This is a genomic window from Mucilaginibacter pineti, from assembly GCF_900101875.1.
In the GTDB taxonomy this organism is placed as follows: Bacteria; Bacteroidota; Bacteroidia; order Sphingobacteriales; family Sphingobacteriaceae; genus Mucilaginibacter; species Mucilaginibacter pineti.
Window position 1 is genome coordinate 281,340 of sequence record NZ_FNAI01000003.1, and the last position, 18,515, is coordinate 299,854.

The following is an 18,515-nucleotide window of genomic DNA, read 5'->3' on the forward strand; positions in this document are numbered from 1 at the left end:
TTAGTTGTCGATTTTTACCGGTTCTTCATTTGTTTCCTTGCGCTGTTCCCAGGGTTTGAGTACCACTTTCACACAGTCTTCTTCTTTTTTATCAAAAATCTCATAACCGTGGGTGACCTCGCTGAGCGGCAGGGTATGCGTAATAATATCATCCAATACTACCTTTTCTGTTTTCACCAGATCGATGAGGTGATCGATATAATTCAGTACCGGCGCCTGGCCCATTTTGAGGGTTATCCCTTTATCAAAGACGCGGTGCAAGGGGAAGTTATCGTAGGTTGAACCGTAAACACCCATGATGGAGACGGTACCCATCCGACGCACGGCTTTGAAAGCCATGTCCAGTACCTTCATGCTGCCTACCTCGAAATTGAACAGAGCTTTGGCCTTATCTAACAGGTCGCGCTCGGGTTCAAATCCTACCGCATCCACGCAGACATCAGCCCCGCGGCCGCCAGTCATTGCGCGGATAGCTTCCACGACATCCACTTCATGCGGGTTCAGGGTCTCTACTTTATTGACTGCTTTGGCTTTTTCCAAACGATAATTGAGCGGATCGATGGCGATCACACGGCTGGCGCCATTGATCCAGGCGGCTTTCTGTGCCATGAGACCCACCGGCCCGGAACCAAAAATAGCGACCACTTCGCCACCTTTTAGCTGGGCCCAGTCAATCGCCGACCAGCCGGTAGGAAAGATATCCGTTAAAAACAGTACTTGTTCGTCGCTCATGTTTTCCGGTACGACACGCGGGCTGATATCCGCATAAGGCACCCGTACATATTCGGCCTGCCCGCCCGAATAACCGCCATAGAGGTCGGTATAACCGAACAACGCAGCGCCTTTTTGGTCCAGCATATCACCATTGGGGCCATAATGTTTATAATTAGAATGCTCACAAGCTGGCGAAGCATCGTGTTGGCAGAAGAAACAGTGCCCGCAGGAAATAGGAAAAGGCACAACGACACGGTCGCCTTTTTTAAGTTGGGTCACGCCTTTGCCGACCTCTTCGACGATACCCATGAACTCATGGCCCATGACCATCGGCTTGGGCTGCGGTACGCCGCCGCTTAAAATATGCAGGTCGGATCCGCAGATCGCGGTGGAGGTGACCCTAAGTATAACATCGGTATCCTGTTCGATACGCGGGTCTTCGACGGTATCGTAACGAATGTCGCCGGGTTTGTGAAATACTGCTGCTTTCATAAGTAGGAGTTAATTTATTATCGTTTTAATATTTTTTAAACAAACCTTAGTTAATATGGGTTTTAAAAAAGATCAAAAAGTAGAATGGCTGGGAACGGCTGGAAAACTAATGGAGGAAAAAAACATGGCAACAAATACCATTCCAAGAGACGGGGTACTGCAAAGTCCCTGGCAAAGTGCAACGATGCCAGTCGCTGCGGGACAAGTACCTACAGGGCTGGTGGACTGTTTGGTCGTTGGCGGAGGCATAACCGGATTGACTACAGCATTATTATTACAGCAAGCCGGTAAGCACACGGTGATCGCGGAAGCGCATAGTATGGGTTTCGGAACGACTGGCGGCACCAGCGCGCATATTAATACGTTTGCGGACACGACCTATACAGAAGCGGAAAGCGCTTTCGGGAAGGAAGGTGCGCAGATATTTGCTGACGCGGTTAACGAAGGTTTTGAATTGATTAAGTCGAATATTGATAGTTTGGAGATTGACTGTGATTATGAATCAAAGATCGGTTTTCTTTATGCCGAAAACGAGGACGAGGTGCAGCAATTAGCGGACATTCATGAAGGCGCCGTTAAAGTTGGCGTACCGGTGGCCTATACCCAGGAAGTGCCCACGCCGGTACCGTTTCAAAAGGCCCTGGCCTGGGCGGGCCAGGCGCAATTCCATCCATTGAAATATTTGCAGGGATTACAAAAGGCTTATCTCGCAGCCGGCGGAACGATCCTGGAAAATACACGTATTGAAAGTGTGGAAACCCGGGATGGCATCCATACGGCTGCGGGCATTCGTGCCAAGGCCGTTATTTATGCAACCCATATGCCGCCGAACATCAATGTGTTCAACTTTGAATGCGCGCCTTACCGCAGCTATGTGATCGCCGTCAAATTAAAGAGCGGGAAATATCCGGACGCGCTGATCTATGACACTCAGGAACCTTATCATTATGTTAGGACGCATAACATCGGGGGGCAGGAATTATTATTGGTGGGCGGTAATGACCATAAGACCGGCCATGAAGACCCGGAAAAAGCATTCGCCGACCTGGAGAAATATGCGCGGAAATACTATAATATCTCGTCGGTGAAATACCGCTGGTCGAGCCAATATTATGTGCCGGTAGACGGTCTGCCTTATATCGGGCAAATGCCGCTGACTGCTGATGGCATTTACTGCGCGACCGGTTATAACGGCAACGGGATGATGCTGGGCAGTATCGCCGGTAAAATCCTGGCTGATTTGGTGAGCGAAAAAGGCAGCAAATATGAAGAATTATTCAGTCCCTCGCGGATCAAGCCGGTCGGCGGTTTTAGTGAGTTCTTGAAGGAAAACGCCGACGTCGCTTATCATTTTGTAGCGGATCGTTTAAATATACACGAAACGGACTCGTTGAAGCGACTGGCACCGGGAACCGGTAAGGTAGTTGAGGTAGACGGCGAAAAGATCGCCGCTTACCGGGATGATGAAGGTGTTATTCATGCGCTCAGCCCTGTTTGTACGCACGCGGCCTGTATTGTGAACTGGAACGGTGAAGAAAAAAGCTGGGATTGTCCTTGTCATGGTGCCCGTTATGATATTGAAGGCAAGGTATTGACCGGTCCGGCCACACGGGATCTGGCAAAAATTTAACTATGGAAGCGAAGATAGCAGCCTGTAGCCATTTAATGGCCGAAAAGGGCCTGACCATCGCTTTCGCGGAAAGCGCGACAGCAGGCTGGTTATGCTCGGAGTTCGCGCTTACCGAAGAATCCGGGCAAGTGCTCAAAGGCGGGCTGGCCTGTTATGACGCGGACCTGAAAATGAGTTTGTTGAAAGTACCCAGAGAACTGATTGACGAATTCACGCCGGAGTCGATGGAAGTGACGCGGGAGATGGCCTACCGGCTCGGTCAATTGATACCCGCGGATATTTATGTGACCGTGACCGGGCTGACCACGCCGGGCGGCAGCGAAACACCGGAAAAACCGGTCGGGACGATGTTTGTCTTTGCGCTGATCAAGGGGCGGGAAGCAAGTTTTCGCAAAGTTTTCGCCGAGAACTGTGAAGAAGTGATCCGGCAAACGATCATAGGGACAGCGGAATTGCTGATCGCAGAATTGAAAAATAATAGGGACATTGCGGTTTAATGCTCCGAGGACCCTGCCGGCGATGAATTCAGCTCATCCGTTTCAAAATCGCTTTTGCGCCCCAAAATCGTAAAGTTATCCGGTATAATTTCCGTGGTATAACGTCGGACACCCTCTTTATCTTCAAAAGCGCGGGTGCGCGCTTTGCCTTCGACATAAACCAACTTTCCTTTACGCAGCAGCTTATATCCGGCTTCGGCAAGTGTGAGCCACATAATTATGTTGTGCCAATCGGTTTGTTCCGTTTTTACACCGTTTTTTATGATGAACTCCGAGGTAGCCAGCGGGAAAGTTAAGACGGCTACATTGTCCTGTATATATTTAAACTCCGGATCTTTTCCTAAATGGCCGACCAGGATGACTTTATTGATCCCTGACATAGCGTTTAAGTTTGAATTTACTTATGTTAACAGCAAATATTCCGCAAGGTTTTAGACTGCCACCAGACAGTCGCTCACCACCTGTTTTAACTGTTCAATATCAAAAGGCTTCGCAATGAACCCATCGGCATGGCAATTCCTGGCGATCTCTTCCAGGCCGCAAACCGCGGAGATCAGGACCACAGGGATATGAGCGGTACGCTTTTTGCTTTTGAGCTCCAAGCATAATTCACTACCCTTTTTATTGGGCAGCCATTCATCCAGCAGGATCAGGTGAGGTTCAGTCTCGGCGACTTCGGCGACGTCAGGCGCTTCTGCAATTTGGACGAGTTCGACCTCCGCGTCTGCCAGGATGAATGAAACGATATCACGGGTATCCGTATCGTCGTCTACAAACAAGATCTTTTTCTTTTTCATGCCGGTAACTTTTTTTGCTAGTTAACGCAGGGCTGGTTAGATAGGATGAAATCCCAATATCGGAACTTTAATCGACAATTAAAAATATTTCGTGTTGCTCAGGTCATTCTTTAGCCGGCCCGGCCGCTACGCCATATATTGCTTCAGGCGAAATTTTTTTATTTAAAACCATTGAGAATGGACAGCGTTTTTATAACGTTTTAAATGTTGACCTATGGACCCTATTTCACCCTGGTTATTGAATGCCAATGCCGCGCTGAATGAGGCAGGCTTAAAACCTTTGTTCGAGTTGGCCGCCAATGACTATGGCTTTAAGATCTTCGATCAGCAGGATAGTTGCTGGCTGGTCGTTAGCTGGCCGGGCGGAAGCCGTATCGCTTTCCGGCTGGCCTATTCGCCGAATGATACCCTGAAGATCAGCGTCAGCGAAAAACACGGCACGGCACGGCTGGACATCGCTTGTTTGTTGGGTAATTACGAGGTGGTTGTGCAATGCCCGGCTGAAGGGCAACCTGTATTCCGGTATACAACGACGCTGACGCCGGCTGCACCCTTATTGTTTCCTTACTGGCCGAGGGATATACTGCCTTTAGGCTCGGCGGGCAGTGATGTGCTGGCTAATGGAGAGGTTTTGGTCAGGCAGGTAGGCACGCGTTCGGGACAGCTTTATTTTAAAATGACCCGACCAAAGGCCGGTGCTGTCCTTTATTTACAAAACCTGACGGCGCTGGCGGATTATAACGAGGCAACCGAAACCTCGGGGGGCGATACGGTTGGCGGGGAATGGCCCGAGATCGGTTTCGCTTTGCCGCCCACCATCAAGAATAAGCCACTGGAGGCAGGCAAAAGCTATGTCTTGAGCGATGCTTTTTTAGCGCTTTCGGGAGAAGTGCCGGCGGACGAAGCGGCGATGGTCAGGCAATACCTGGACCTTTTGGCAGCGGTTTATTTGGCGCTGCCAAAACCAATCACCAACTATATACATTGGCCGGATATCCTGCAAAAAGGCCTGACCGATCTGCAGGACAGCCCGGGCTGCTGGTCGCAGGTGGATGGGAATCATTATTTTAATGCGTATGTCTGCGATTATGCCACCCCGCCCGAGATCATGGTGCAGTTGGCTGTGTTGCTGCCCTTATTGGATTACGTAGAGTGGAATGATACGCAACTGGCGGTGATGAAGAAAATAAAGCAGGGACTGCCGGCCTTTTATAACAAAGACTTGGGTACGATCATGCGCTGGCACCCGAAAGTGGCCGATACGATGGAGGGCGAAGAAGAGCACAAAAAACCGATGGTGATGGATTCCTGGTACTTGCAGCACCCGCTGCTGAATTTGTCGCGTCTGGCCTTAAAAGGTGATAAGCTGGCTGAACAATTGTTCCTGGATTCGCTGGAGTTCGCCATCAAAGTGGCGCATCATTTTGATTATAACTGGCCCGTGTTTTATAAAATGGATACGCTGGAAGTGGTCAAGGCCGAGACCCAGCCGGGCAAAGGAGGGGAAAAGGATGTGCCGGGCTTGTATGCGCACGTGCTTTTGCAAGCTTGGGAACTGACCGGTAAGAAACGGTATTTAGCGGAAGCCGAAAAAGCGGCCCAACGCCTGCGCGGACTGGGCTTTGAATTGTTTTACCAGGCTAACAATACTTCTTTTTCGGCGGGCGCCTTACTGCGTTTATATAAGATCACCAAAAAAGAAGTTTATAAAGAGCTGAGCTATTTATGCCTGGCCAATATTTTCAAGAATGTCAGTTTATGGGATTGCAATTATGGCTACGGTAAAAACTTCCCGTCCTTCTTCGCGCTGTTCCCGCTGAATGACGCGCCTTATACGGCGGTGTACGAGGAGCAGGAAGTATTTTGCGCTTTTCATGATTATTTGAAACACGCCGAGGGCCAGGACATCCTGCCGTCGGTCCGCCTATTGTTGGCGGAATATATCCGTTTCCTGGTTGATCGCGCGGTCTATTATTACCCGACCATGCTGCCCAAAGAGATGTTATCCGAAGAAGTAAAGACCGGCGAGGTGGACGCCAACCTTTGGATCGCATTGGAAGATATGCACGACGGTTGGGAAAAGTCGGGCGAGGTCGGGCAGGAGGTCTACGGCGCAGGTAATGCGTTCGGTATCCTGCCGCGGCATTATATGCAGGTGGACGGGCAGCCCTTTATCATCTATACGGATTACCCGACCTATGGCTTTTCTCCGAAGAAGCACCGTCCGGCGAAATTTAAACTGGCAGGGGACGGCAGGCTGGACTGCCGGCTGATGCTGGTCAGGACGGACAAAGGTAAAATGCCGGCATTCACGGTTACCGCGGCTGGCGAAGCGCTTCAGGGAAAAAAAACAAAGGAGGGTCACCTGGAATTTATGGTGCCCGGTGATAGTGAAATTCATATTAACTGGAAGTAATATGATGAAAAAGAAGCGAAATTTTTTCGAAGACTTTTCTAACTGGGCGACGGCGGCGACCGGCAGTTCGGCGGCTTTTTTGATCGCTATCGGTGTTATTGTCATCTGGCTGATCACCGGTCCGGTATTTAACTATTCAGACACCTGGCAACTAATCATCAATACGGGCACGACCATCGTTACCTTCCTGATGGTTTTCCTGATCCAGAAAGCACAAAATAAAGATTCAAAAGCCATTCATCTAAAGTTGAATGAGCTGTTGGCCTCGCACGAGGGCACGAGTAACTGCATGGTCAATATCGAGGACCTGACGGAAGAAGAACTGGATCATTTGTATAAGTTCTATATACGGCTTTCGGAACTGGCGCAAAAAGAAAACGACCTGACCCAGACGCATTCTATCGATGCGGCCGAAGAGAACAATCAGCAAAAAACACAAAAATGGAAAAAGAACAACTGATCACTGTGCTGGTCGAATCGCCGAAAGGTTATCGCCAGAAGTTTGACTTTGAACCCGGCAGCGGGCGCATGAAGCTGAGCAAGCTATTGCCTGAGGGACTGATGTTTCCTTTTGATTTCGGCATGATCCCCGACACGAAGGGCGAAGATGGTGACCCGCTGGATGTGATCGTCCTGTCGGAAAGCGGCACGTTCCCGGGCTGTTTGCTGGATTGCCGCCTGATCGGCGCGCTGACGGCCGAGCAGACCGAACGGGATGGGCAGCAAATGCGCAACGACCGCTTTATCGGCGTGTCGGCTGTGTCCCGGCAGTTTGAAGAAGTAAAGACACTGGCTGATCTGCCGGAAGATATTTTGACACAGACGGAGGCTTTTTTTGAAAATTATAACCGACAGGCCGGCAAGCGGTTCCGGGTACTGGAACGGCTCGAAGCCGACGCCGCAAAACAATTGCTATGGAAAAATTAATGTTCACCTTATTTGGCGAGGGTAAGGACCTCAATGCGCTGCAAATGAGCAGCCGCGGCATCGTCGTTTTTTTTATCGCGCTGATCCTCATCCGGGTTTCGGGCCGGCGCTCTTTCGGAGTGCGCACGCCGCTGGATAATATCATCAGCATTTCGCTCGGCGCGATTATGAGCCGGGCGGTGGTTGGTGCCTCCGCTTTCGTGCCGGTCATCGTTTGCTGCTTTGTGATCGTACTGCTCCACCGGCTGTTTGGCTGGCTGATCGCCCACAGCAAAGCCTTCGGGCGCTTTATTGAAGGCGATAAGATCGAATTATTTAAAAACGGCCGGTTCCTGGACGAAAACATGAAGCAGGCGCTGGTCTGCCAGGAGGACATCATGCAGGGCGTGCGTAAGTCCGCGCTGACCGAAAAAATGGAAAAGATCGACAAGGTTTATATGGAACGCAACGGTGATATCAGTGCCATCAAAATGGAATAAAATTTGCTTTTAATCAACAAAAATTAAAATCTATCATTATGCCTACAAAAACAAACAAGAAAGCGGCGGCAGCAGCTGCCAGCCGCTCCCCGGAAGCGGAAAGCGCTTTGAAAGAATTGTTCGTGGACGAAATCAAGGACATTTACTGGGCGGAAAAACATCTGGCCTCGGCATTACCTAAATTAATTAAAGGCGCCACGTCTGAAGACTTAAAACAAACCATCACTACGCATTTGGAAGAAACCAAAAATCATGTGACCCGTTTGGAGAGCGTATTCACTTCTATTGGTGAAAAAGCAGTCGCCAAAAAATGTTTGGCGATGGAAGGCTTGCTGAGCGAGGCCACCGAATTGTTATCGGACACGGAGAAAGGAACCGAAGTACGCGACGTGGCGATCATTTCGGCGGCGCAGAAAGTGGAGCATTACGAAATCGCCTCTTACGGTACATTGCGTACTTTAGCAGGCACCCTCGGTTACAGCGAAGCGCAGGAACTGTTTGATGCCACCCTGGCGGAAGAAAAAGATGCTGACAGCCTGCTGACCCAGGTCGCTGAAAATTATGTGAATGAAGCCGCGGCAGCGGAAGTTGAATAACACTTAGCACAGCAGGGTCGCAGCGGGCGGCCCTGTTTTTTGTTTTATGGAACCGCAACATTTCAAACTGCGGCCCGCATTGCCGCTAATGATCATCCCCGGTACCCTGGCCCATATCGACGGCCACCCGGTACTTATCCGTACCTACAGCACTTTAAAGACTTGGCCGTAAAACAACCATTTTAAAAAAACAGAAGCGAGGGCGCGCTTGTTTTCAATCTATGAAATGGTATATCGGCTGTTCAGGTTTTCACTACCGGCACTGGAAAGGGACTTTCTACCCGGAGGGCCTGGCGCAAAAGCGCTGGTTCGATTATTATGCTACACATTTCGGTACACTGGAGCTGAATGTGACCTTTTACCGCTTTCCGCGCCTGCCGATGTTGCAGCACTGGTATGACCAGGCACCGGAAGGTTTCCGTTTTTCGGTCAAAGCGCCCAAAGCGATCACACATTTCAAGCAGTTTCATGGCACGGTAGATATGCTCAGTGATTTTTATGGCACCATCCGCGAAGGGCTAACGGATAAGTTGGGGCCGGTACTGTTCCAGTTCCCGCCGCGTTTCCGCTATGAGCCCGAACGATTAGCGCGAGTGCTGGATCAACTGAACCTTGGGTTTGATAACGTTTTAGAATTCCGGCATCCCGGTTGGTGGCGCGATGATGTTTTTGAGGCTTTAAGACAGCGGGGCGTTGCTTTTTGCGGTATGAGCCACCCGGAACTGCCCGCAGCGCCCGTGGTAACAGGGCCGGTGGTGTATTATCGTTTTCATGGCGTACCGGAACTTTACCGCTCGTCTTACAGCAAAGCGGAACTGGCGGCGATCGTTGAAAACATTCATGCTAAGCCGGGCGTGGAACAGGTCTGGTGCTATTTTAATAACGACGCAGCTGTAGCCGCTATCCCCAATGCCAGGACATTGATGAAATTAATTTAATTTTAATTACCCTCGAGAAAGAGTACTAATCTTATACGATTAAAATTAAAACGCCACGCCTAACTGGTTAAAAACCGGTGTTACGCCAAACCTGCCGTTGGTCTCAAACGCCACTCGGCCGATAACCCCTCAAGTAACAAATATGTAACAACGCTCTCTTGACCAAATCGCAAAATAGTCTTAAATTGGCCTTTGTAAATCGTATGACGCGATTTTCCACTCACGTTACTAATAGCGAATAAAATACTCATAATCTTTTGGTCCCTGGTTCGAGCATCAGAGGTGCTAACACAACGTTTTCTCCAAGTACAACATCCAGCACAAAACCGTTTTTGTCCGGCTGTTTTTCAACAGCTAACTTGAGCGCATCTTCATGGATCACACCCGGGAAATTTGACAGAAACAGCAGTTGGACCGAGACTTTATCCGGGACGTCCAGCCGCGGGATCTCTACGATCTCCGAAGCATCTGAATTTTCGTCCGCCAACCGTTTTAAAAGCGCCGCCGGTTCTATGACCGGCAGGTCAATCATATCTAATAAAATACCTGATCTCGAAGCAAAGAATTTTCTGGTTTGCGCATCATAGTAATACAGGTATTCGCTTTTTACCGGCGCGGTCATCGCGTGGCAGAGCCAATAAAGCTTAAATCGTTTAATGTCGGTCATGCAAGGATAAGAAAATGATTTTAATAATTCAATCATTTTTACTCTTGCATTGCGCTGCGGGCGATTTTTGAATAGATTTGTTAAACAGGGCCGGTTATGTTTGAAGCATTCGAAAAATATTTAACGGAAAAAGCACAGTTGAACACCGAAGAGATAAAAGCGGTGCAAGCCGTAAGTTTGGAAAAGAAGATCAAAAAAAAGCAATACCTGTTGCACGAAGGTGGCGTTTGCCACTATAACTGTTTTATTGTCAAGGGTTGCCTGCGCCTTTACAGCATCAGCGATGACGGAACGGAACATATCCTCCGATTCGCGGTGGAAAACTGGTGGATGAGCGATCGCGAAAGTTATAACAACGGCAGTCCATCCCGGTATAACATCGACGCCCTGGAATACTGCGAGGTAATTCTGATCGATAAATCGGATTTCGGGCAGTTATTAAAGACCATCCCCAATTTGAAAAACTTTATTGATAGCCTGCTGGCAAGAAGTTACGATGCCATACAAAACCGCGTAATGGGAGCAATCAGCTACACCGCCGAAGAAAGGTATAAAAATTTTGTAACGCACTTCCCGGATATTTTTTACCGTATCCCCTTGCATATGATCGCATCCTACCTCGGGGTTTCAAGAGAAACTTTGAGCCGGATCAGGAGCCAGTACGTTCATAAATAAAAGGGCAATGCCGCCCGTGCAATACCCCTTTTACTGATCATCAGATATTGCTGATACCACCGTCCACGACCAGATCCGCGCCGGTCACGTAAGAACTTTCATCCGACGCAAGAAATACCGCTGCGTTGGCTTGTTCTTCCGGTGTGCCAAGCCTTAACAATGGAACATAGTTTGCATAATGCTGATGAAGTGCGGCAAGTGCCTCCGGTGTATCGGCCTGCCCTTCCATGATCGCGGTCGGCACCGGCCCGGGGCTCAAGAGGTTCGCGCGGATACCGCTGTCCTTAAATTCTGCAGCCCAGGTGCGAACAAATGATCTTAATGCCGCTTTCGCACCAGCGTAGGTAGAATGATTGGCCAGGCCCATATAATGCATCGCTGAAGCGACCAGGATGATTGAGCCACCGCTGCCCATCATTGGTAACATCTTTTGCGCCAGGAAGAGCGGGCCTTTGGCCATCAGGTCGAAAGTGCGGTCGTAATGGTCTTCGGTGATTTCGCGAAGCGGAACCTGTTCGGTGAAACCGGCGTTTGATACTACGATATCTACTTTGCCCTTGGCCTGGCGGATTGTTTCTGCTACGCGGTCAAGGTCCTGTAGATTTGCGGCATCTGCCTGGATGGCGGTAACATTAGCGCCGATTAATTTGACCGCTTCATCCAAGGCATCCTGTCTTCTGCCAAAAATGAATACATAAGCGCCTTCTTTGACAAACCTTTGCGCTATGGCCAGCCCGATCCCCGCGGTTCCGCCGCTAATAACGGCTATTTTATTTACTAATTTCATAATATTTAAGAATTTTTTTGTACAGCAAATCTCCGGCTTGGCAGCCGAAGCTGACAAGGGCATTTGACGCTAAACCAGCGTGACAATTATCACGAAGAAGGTGTTATTTTGCTTTAGAGGGCAGATAAAAGCGGCAGATGTTCAGGCGAGATGTGCTTCGCAAATTTGGCCATCAGTATTTTCAGCTTTGGACTGACTATGTTTTGGCAAAAGGGTTTTGAAGGGTCTTTATAATAATAGTCCAGGTAATTTTCCTCGTTGAGTTTGAAGGTTTGGAAGTGGAGAACCTTGGTGATGATGGGTTCGCTAAAGTCGGTTTGCAAATCTTCAATTGCTTGCGCAGCTTTTTCCGTTTGCGCTTCATTGAAAGTATAGATCGCTGAGCGATACTTGCATGATAGAAGAAACAAACAAAACAAAGTACAACGATACCGAGCTGAAAGAATTCAGCGAGCTGATTAAAGACAAGATCAGTATCGCACGCGGAGAGCTATATGAACTGACCGGGTCACTGAGTTCTGCGAATACCAACGGTGATGAGGCGGCTATTGCCGGCAAAACCCTTGAAGATGGCTCTGCAACGTTCGAAAAGGAACAAACGAATCAAATAAGTATGGAAGAAAGGATGGCTAGAAGGGGTTACTCCAAGTGCATATAGGGGATAAATTGAATTATACGACAAATAAGAGGTCATGATTTTTAGGTGTCAGAATAATCTCCATAGATTAATTCTTCTATTAATTTCCTAATTTTTCAAAGATGACCCCGTTTATGTTACGGTCATGTTCACCGAAACTTATTACTATACTGGTAATATAGATTCAGATGCCCAATTGTTTTTGGGAAAGTCCTGTAATAGTTGACCCACAATAAAAACCGCAATTTTTATTAATAATAGTTTTGATAGACGAATTTATTTTCCAAGTAGTTACAATCAAAATCTTAAACAAAAAGAAACTCAAACCATGTTCCTCTAAATTATTGACCTATCAAAATTAACCGGCTACTGCAAATCAAGATATTATCTATGTAACAATTTCTTTTATACAAGATCGATTCTATTTGTGCTTTACAAATCGATAGCAATTTATATACTCCTGTAATCGCGGCACCGCATGGGAAAGTATTTACACTATAAGGGGAAACAAATACCGATTTTTATTTTTCCCCGGTACTCTTCAAAGGGATAAGACTTTAGTACGATTATTGTTTAGTGTTTTTATCTTAAAAGTTAATCCGTAGGCTGAACCAAGGCAATGGGTTATTAATTTTTAACTGGAATTTAAAAAATATGATAAACAAAGACCTATTGGGCTATTCTAAGCTTTTCGTGTTTCTTCTTGTGATGGTATTGATTTCATCTTCATGTGTTTCCTATAAGAATATTCCGTATTTTCAAGACGTGGATAAGACCAAAATTACAGACCTTCAATTGAACTACAGCCCTATGGTTATTCAGCCTGAGGATCAATTATCTATTAATGTAAGTAGTCTAACACCGGAAACGGCGTCCCTGTTCAATAATAACGTACAAGTGAATTTGAATAATTCCAATTCAACGGTATTTGGCTATTTTGTGAATCAAAACGGGGAAATCGACCTTCCTTTGTTAAAAATGGTTAAGGTTGCGGGGTTAACGACAGATCAATTAACAGCCCTTCTTCTGGAGAGACTGCCTAAATATCTTAAAGATCCTGCTGTTTCGGTACGGATAGTTAATTTTAAAATCTCTGTATTGGGTGACGTTGCGCATCCGAATATTTATACAAGCGGCAGTGAGCGGTTGACGATCACCGAAGCTCTCAGTTTAGCCGGAGACTTAAATGTGACGGCAAACCGAAAAGATGTATTGTTAATAACGGAAAGAAACGGAAAAAAGGAGATCATACCTTTTGATCTGACATCTAAGGCCATGCTTGAGTCGCCTTATTACTACTTACGAAATAATGATCTTGTGTTCGTTCAGCCTGGAAAGCTAAAAGCATCAACTGTTGAACATCAAGGATACAGAGGAGCAAGTTTGATCATCTCCGCCGTTTCCGCCCTTATCACTTTGGGATATCTGGTATTCCATAAATAATTATCATTTCTAAAGATGTTTAGCTGAGGGATTTTCCTCAACTGATGGGCCGTGTTTTTATTTTGCAATAATTTATTTATTTAACCAAAGGAAAATTTATTATTGCATAGTAAATCTTTTGCTTAAACATTAATCACTCTGGCCGTAAAGCCTATAGTATAATAATAATTTAATTAAAAATTAATGTCGAGCGGGTAGAAATTGCTGACTTTTTCAAGCGTTCCGCACTTCGGTAACAAATTAATATTCAAGTCCGTAAAAGTTATTCAAAATGAAATAACTGCTATGGGCACAAGACTTTTTTTTACTAAGATTGGCATGATAAATATTGTTATCTTATTAATTTCATTGTTTAACTGCAGTTGTAAAAAGGAAAGCAAAACAGTGACAACTGTCCCTTCAGTTACCCCGCCAACTGAAATGGTGAGCATTGATTCATCGGCGTTTTACGGTGCGACGCTGCCCACGGATGCTGTATTGAGCGCCATTAATTCAGTAGTTGCCAACCCGGCGCCAAAGACGGCTTTGCGTGTTATTGACGTGACCAAATATGGTATCAAACCGAATGACAATGCAGACGATAGTAAAATTTTCAAGTCCTTGGTTAAAAGCAATATCAATCTTTTTTTCCCTAAAGGCACATATGATATAAATCAATTTGTTAATGTCAATGCTGTCCAGAACCTTTCTATAACCGGGGAAGCCGGAACAATTTTCAAAAGTACACAGGATAAAATACTCACCTTAAGTGGAAATCTGTCAACTGTTGAAATATCAGGCATCAGTTTCGTTTCGACCAAAGTAAGTAATGTAAATGATACAGAGGGGCTTATATTTATTGCTTGTTATGGCGATAATGACTTGATGTCCAATATTAACATCCATGATTGTCAGTTTACAAATCCAAAAAGCCAGTGCAACGGCATTAAGTTGGTAAGTGAAGGAAAAAAATCGATGATTGAGAATATCACGGTAACCAACAATAAGTTTTTGAGTATCGGCAGAATGGGGGTTGAATTTCAAAACCACCTTTACGCGCCGATGTTGGCCCGCTACAAAAATTATTATATCAATAATAACTCTTTTGTTGATATAGGAACAATACAAACCGGCCCTGCGCCGTCCTGTATTTCCGTAAGCGGTTATTCTGTAAATGGTCAGATAAATAATAATGACATTAAGGATATGCATATGAATACTTCCGGTAATGTTTATTATGGAATTGAAAATGCAGGTGCGGTTGGCTTGACAACAAATGGAAACCACATCCATACAAGTACCTATGGTTTTACAGGGATATTAGGCTCCGGCCCATCTACTGCTGAATCCATTGCACGTGGAGGTATGTTAAAAGGGAATTGGACAATTCAAAACAATCTTATCGAATTAACAGGAAGTGTTACTGATAAAACAAAAATCAGGGGCATGGATATAAGTTATACCAACGGTTTCACTATATCCAACAATGTCATCACTACCGATGGTATTGGAATGAAATTTACAGAGTGCCAAAATGGTAACGTAATTTCCAATACTGTTAAAGTTAAAAATGGAAATGTCTTATATTTTCAGATCTCGTCTTCCAATAATACTGTATATAAAAATATATTAGATGCTAGTGCCGGTCCTGATGACGGCGTGGTAATGTTTAACGGCAGTACCACTAAAAATAACAATGCCTACAACAATAAGTTGATAAAGACCGGAGGTAAACCAGGCGGATATGTTAACTGGGCTGGAGCATTTAATAACTATCATTAATATTTGGCACAATATTTATATATTTCTGTTTAGTTTATTTTTTTTCTCATTTTTCCCCATTTTTTTCTTTTAACAATACCCAACCTGGGTACTTTTCGCCACTAATAATGGCATTTCGCCTATGAAATAAAGGTTGCCCAATTTTTGCTTACCCTGAAATCGTATTCGTAGGAAAATAGAGTTGGCTTAAATTACTGGAATACAAACTGGTAAAATAACCAAATCAAAACTCCGCTGATACCCAAAAAAACAGGTGCAGGCCTGGGGTTTAGCTGCCGTGAAATGCAAATAGCAAATTAGCGAAACACTCGGTAAGTATGAAGACTCCGTAAAAATAAATATAATGCAGCCAATGACAGTTACAAGCCTGTAAAATGCAGAGTATATTTAATGCCAAGTGAAACAGAGCGACAATTCTACTCCTCTAATTGACTGCTAAATCATGAAACTGCTTGATACATCAATTCTCATCGCAAAAAAATTATATCCGGTAAAATACAATTTGAGGGGACAGTTACCCTCATCTTACACTGATGTATTTGACCAGCGCGCGTCGGATCTGATCAAATCAAAGTTGGCCGGGGATGCACCTTTAATGGTTTCGCGACTCGGTTCAATTGAATTAAACTGTATTCTAAACTATGTCAATCAGAAAAAATCAACCATAAAATATTTCGAATATATAACCGGTAAGATCGACGCCTATAAATGGAAACCATTTACTTTTTCATCCATGTGCACTGCTGCTGGTTTCTTTCCCGGAACACCGGAAATGCTGGCAATGTTCGGGGAGTTGATGTTGAACGATATGGCGGAAATAGACGTTTTGGGATCTTGGTTAAAAGAAGAGGTTTTGTTTTCAGATCAGCTTAAAAACTCGACTAAAGTTGGATTGCTGAATTTAGAGCCTTATAATCACGAAAATCCCTGGAGCCAGGAATTGGAGGGAAAAACAATACTGGTCATTCATCCTTACGAAGAAAGTATTACCAGCCAGTATAAAAAGCGCGAATACTTGTTTGCTGATAAAAGAGTCCTTCCGAATTTTGAGTTAAAAACAATTAAAGCGGTCCAAACCATAAGCAATAATAAAAGCAGCTTTCAAAGTTGGTTCCAGGCGCTGGATTACATGAAAGAGCGCATATATGATACGTCGTTTGATGTTGCAATAATAGGGTGTGGCGCTTATGGCCTGCCATTAGCAGCATACGTTAAACGAATGGGAAAAAAAGCCATTCATTTAGGCGGCGCAACGCAATTGCTTTTTGGCATAAAAGGTAAGCGCTGGGAAGATAATTACTTGGATTACAAAGAAAGATTAATAAATGAATATTGGGTTAAACCCAATTCATCGGAAGTTCCTGAAAACTTCCAGGCAGTTGAACAGGGCTGCTACTGGTAACTGTTACTGGCTGCGTTATAACAAAATTCTTTTACAGCATATATAAAAATATCTTCCGTAATGGCAGACTTGTCGGATCTAAAATCAAAAGCAATAACGGGATCGATCTGGTCGCTACTTGAGCAATTCTCTATGCTTTTTGTTCAGTTCGTTGTAGGGATAATCCTCGCCAGGTTATTGAGCCCCAATGATTATGGTTTGTTAGCGTTAACAATGGTGTTTTCGGGAGTATCAGCGGCCATTACTGATGGCGGGTTCGAGAAATCGCTTATTCATAAGAAAGACCTTACTTCCGTACAGATCAATACAATCTTCTATATCAATATTTTCTTAGGGCTGGCAATGGTTGTTGTGGTGATTTTAGTCGCGCCTTACATTTCCGTTTTTTTTTCTGCGCCTAAACTTACCTCAGTATTAAGAATAGTGGCGCTCGGGATATTTATCAATGCTGCTGGCCAAACACCTAGCGCTTTACTAAGGAAAGAATTACAATTTAAAAAGATTTCATATTCGCATATGGTTGGTTCGCTGACCGGCGGTATTGTTGGAATCATTTTGGCATATAAGGGTTTTGGTGTTTGGGCATTGGTCATGTCAACTTTAAGCGCGCAAATAGTTATGCTGTTGGGTTATCTATATTGTTCAACCTGGCGCCCGAAATTAGAGTTCTCTTACCAGTCGATAAAATCGATGTTGCCATTCGGACTAAATATATTATTCAGCAGTATTGTATTCTTTGCTATTGCGCAGTTTAATAATTTGGTTGTGGGTAAATATTACAATAAAGCTGATCTCGGTCTGTTTCACAGAGGAAGCAGGTTTCCAGAATTGATAACCAGTGTAGTTGAAGGCGTAGTATTAAAGATGGCCTTTCCGGTTTTCTCAAAGGTTCAGGACGATAAACAACAACTGGTGATGGTGTTGAAAAAGACGGTGAAGATACTGGCATTCATTACTTTCCCGTTAATTACATTACTTTTTGTAAACGCCCGCGATCTGACACTGGTATTGTTTACCAAAAAATGGGAAGGTTCAGTTATTTTTTTAGAATTCTTTTGCCTTGTCAAGCTCTTTTATCCGCTCGTCATCGTATATAAGGAAGTCTTACTTGTTAAAGGATACGCGAAGCTTTCAACAAGGATACTCACAATTTTTTCAATCGTAGAGATCACGCTTGTTTTAGCGATGGTGCAGTTTGGTATAAAATATGTCGTATTGTGTACGTTGTTTATTGCAATTTGCCAGTATATAACTTACTTAACGTTTTTTTCACAAAAAGTCGGGCTTTCTGTATGGACGCAGATCAATTGGCTCAGCAAATATTTCCTTGATTCGATAATTATCATAGCTGTTACCTTACTGGCTGAAAAATTATTATCCAATTTTGAAATGTTGTTAACGGTTAAGGTCATCATTAAGCTATTCGTCGGTATGGTTGCTTATGTATTGTTTGCATTTGTATTAAATATCGAAGAAGTATCCTATATCAAGAATTCTGTAAACTTTTTTAAATTAAAATTCAGCTAATCTCCTGAATTGTAATCGTTTTTAGTTTCAAAATAGCCGTCCTAATTCGACCTTGAACAACAATTGGCCTATTAATGCGAAAGTAGGATGGCCATTGGGTTCCTCCTGTTCTGGTTGATCCCGCGTAGTA

21 protein-coding genes are annotated in these 18,515 nt (G+C 45.0%); 15 read left to right on the forward strand and 6 right to left on the reverse strand.

Features of this window, described 5'->3' with window-relative positions; genetic code table 11:
• On the reverse strand, positions 1 to 1,206 hold the full coding sequence (locus BLS59_RS09410; RefSeq protein ID WP_091148227.1) for a zinc-dependent alcohol dehydrogenase: 1,206 nt from the start codon (positions 1,204 to 1,206) through the stop codon (positions 1 to 3).
• Positions 1,207 to 1,261: 55 nt separating this feature from the next.
• Between BLS59_RS09410 and BLS59_RS09415 the strand changes: the two genes are divergently transcribed.
• A complete protein-coding gene (locus BLS59_RS09415; protein ID WP_240315201.1) occupies positions 1,262 to 2,836 on the forward strand; it encodes an FAD-dependent oxidoreductase in 1,575 nt (524 codons plus the stop codon).
• Positions 2,837 to 2,838: 2 nt separating this feature from the next.
• On the forward strand, positions 2,839 to 3,333 hold the full coding sequence (locus BLS59_RS09420; protein WP_091148229.1) for a CinA family protein: 495 nt from the start codon (positions 2,839 to 2,841) through the stop codon (positions 3,331 to 3,333).
• Here BLS59_RS09420 and BLS59_RS09425 read toward each other — a convergent pair.
• Complete coding sequence (locus tag BLS59_RS09425) at positions 3,330 to 3,713, reverse strand: single-stranded DNA-binding protein (protein ID WP_091148232.1); 384 nt, start codon at positions 3,711 to 3,713, stop codon at positions 3,330 to 3,332. The genes BLS59_RS09420 and BLS59_RS09425 overlap by 4 nt on opposite strands.
• 51 nt (positions 3,714 to 3,764) lie before the next feature.
• A complete protein-coding gene (locus BLS59_RS09430; protein WP_091148239.1) occupies positions 3,765 to 4,130 on the reverse strand; it encodes a response regulator in 366 nt (121 codons plus the stop codon).
• 214 nt (positions 4,131 to 4,344) lie between these two features.
• Between BLS59_RS09430 and BLS59_RS09435 the strand changes: the two genes are divergently transcribed.
• Genes BLS59_RS09435 through BLS59_RS09460 form a run of 7 tightly spaced genes read left to right on the forward strand, consistent with a single transcriptional unit; the run spans position 4,345 to position 9,486 of the window.
• Positions 4,345 to 6,546, forward strand: coding sequence for a hypothetical protein (locus tag BLS59_RS09435; protein WP_091148240.1), 2,202 nt, complete (start codon positions 4,345 to 4,347; stop codon positions 6,544 to 6,546).
• A 4-nt stretch (positions 6,547 to 6,550) separates the two neighbouring features.
• Entirely contained in the window at positions 6,551 to 7,006 is a 456-nt protein-coding gene (locus BLS59_RS09440) for a low affinity iron permease family protein (RefSeq protein ID WP_317039756.1), read from the forward strand.
• On the forward strand, positions 6,988 to 7,473 hold the full coding sequence (locus tag BLS59_RS09445) for an inorganic diphosphatase (RefSeq protein WP_091148245.1): 486 nt from the start codon (positions 6,988 to 6,990) through the stop codon (positions 7,471 to 7,473). The genes BLS59_RS09440 and BLS59_RS09445 overlap by 19 nt, the downstream gene beginning before the upstream one ends.
• Positions 7,461 to 7,952 (forward strand): DUF421 domain-containing protein, encoded by a 492-nt coding sequence (locus tag BLS59_RS09450; RefSeq protein ID WP_091148247.1) that lies wholly within the window; start codon positions 7,461 to 7,463, stop codon positions 7,950 to 7,952. The genes BLS59_RS09445 and BLS59_RS09450 overlap by 13 nt, the downstream gene beginning before the upstream one ends.
• Positions 7,953 to 7,990: 38 nt before the next feature.
• Positions 7,991 to 8,548, forward strand: coding sequence for a YciE/YciF ferroxidase family protein (locus BLS59_RS09455; RefSeq protein WP_091148248.1), 558 nt, complete (start codon positions 7,991 to 7,993; stop codon positions 8,546 to 8,548).
• A gap of 46 nt (positions 8,549 to 8,594) precedes the next feature.
• Complete coding sequence (locus tag BLS59_RS32465; protein ID WP_262492940.1) at positions 8,595 to 8,720, forward strand: hypothetical protein; 126 nt, start codon at positions 8,595 to 8,597, stop codon at positions 8,718 to 8,720.
• A 49-nt stretch (positions 8,721 to 8,769) separates the two neighbouring features.
• Complete coding sequence (locus BLS59_RS09460) at positions 8,770 to 9,486, forward strand: DUF72 domain-containing protein (RefSeq protein WP_091148249.1); 717 nt, start codon at positions 8,770 to 8,772, stop codon at positions 9,484 to 9,486.
• A gap of 247 nt (positions 9,487 to 9,733) precedes the next feature.
• Here the strand turns inward: BLS59_RS09460 and BLS59_RS09465 are convergent, their stop codons facing one another.
• Positions 9,734 to 10,189 carry a hypothetical protein gene (locus BLS59_RS09465; protein ID WP_143014085.1) on the reverse strand — a complete coding sequence of 152 codons (456 nt, stop codon included), beginning with the start codon at positions 10,187 to 10,189 and terminating at the stop codon, positions 9,734 to 9,736.
• A 60-nt stretch (positions 10,190 to 10,249) separates the two neighbouring features.
• On the opposite strand from BLS59_RS09465, the gene BLS59_RS09470 reads away from it, so the two are divergent.
• The gene (locus tag BLS59_RS09470; RefSeq protein ID WP_091148252.1) at positions 10,250 to 10,828 is read left to right on the forward strand and encodes a Crp/Fnr family transcriptional regulator; all 579 of its coding nucleotides are present in this window, start codon (positions 10,250 to 10,252) and stop codon (positions 10,826 to 10,828) included.
• Positions 10,829 to 10,868: 40 nt separating this feature from the next.
• Here BLS59_RS09470 and BLS59_RS09475 read toward each other — a convergent pair whose 3' ends face one another.
• Entirely contained in the window at positions 10,869 to 11,615 is a 747-nt protein-coding gene (locus BLS59_RS09475; RefSeq protein ID WP_205411227.1) for an SDR family NAD(P)-dependent oxidoreductase, read from the reverse strand.
• Positions 11,616 to 11,728: 113 nt separating this feature from the next.
• Entirely contained in the window at positions 11,729 to 12,034 is a 306-nt protein-coding gene (locus BLS59_RS09480; RefSeq protein WP_317039757.1) for a peptide-methionine (S)-S-oxide reductase, read from the reverse strand.
• Between BLS59_RS09480 and BLS59_RS09485 the strand changes: the two genes are divergently transcribed.
• From BLS59_RS09485 to BLS59_RS09505, 5 genes are all read left to right on the forward strand, one after another.
• A complete protein-coding gene (locus BLS59_RS09485; RefSeq protein ID WP_091148255.1) occupies positions 12,010 to 12,273 on the forward strand; it encodes a hypothetical protein in 264 nt (87 codons plus the stop codon). The genes BLS59_RS09480 and BLS59_RS09485 overlap by 25 nt on opposite strands.
• Positions 12,274 to 12,906: 633 nt before the next feature.
• Entirely contained in the window at positions 12,907 to 13,695 is a 789-nt protein-coding gene (locus tag BLS59_RS09490) for a polysaccharide biosynthesis/export family protein (protein WP_091148256.1), read from the forward strand.
• Between the two features lie 285 nt (positions 13,696 to 13,980).
• Positions 13,981 to 15,456 carry a right-handed parallel beta-helix repeat-containing protein gene (locus tag BLS59_RS09495; RefSeq protein WP_143014086.1) on the forward strand — a complete coding sequence of 492 codons (1,476 nt, stop codon included), beginning with the start codon at positions 13,981 to 13,983 and terminating at the stop codon, positions 15,454 to 15,456.
• 442 nt (positions 15,457 to 15,898) lie between these two features.
• On the forward strand, positions 15,899 to 16,858 hold the full coding sequence (locus BLS59_RS09500; RefSeq protein WP_091148259.1) for a hypothetical protein: 960 nt from the start codon (positions 15,899 to 15,901) through the stop codon (positions 16,856 to 16,858).
• A gap of 60 nt (positions 16,859 to 16,918) precedes the next feature.
• The gene (locus tag BLS59_RS09505) at positions 16,919 to 18,385 is read left to right on the forward strand and encodes a lipopolysaccharide biosynthesis protein (RefSeq protein ID WP_091148260.1); all 1,467 of its coding nucleotides are present in this window, start codon (positions 16,919 to 16,921) and stop codon (positions 18,383 to 18,385) included.
• Positions 18,386 to 18,515: the final 130 nt, after the last annotated feature.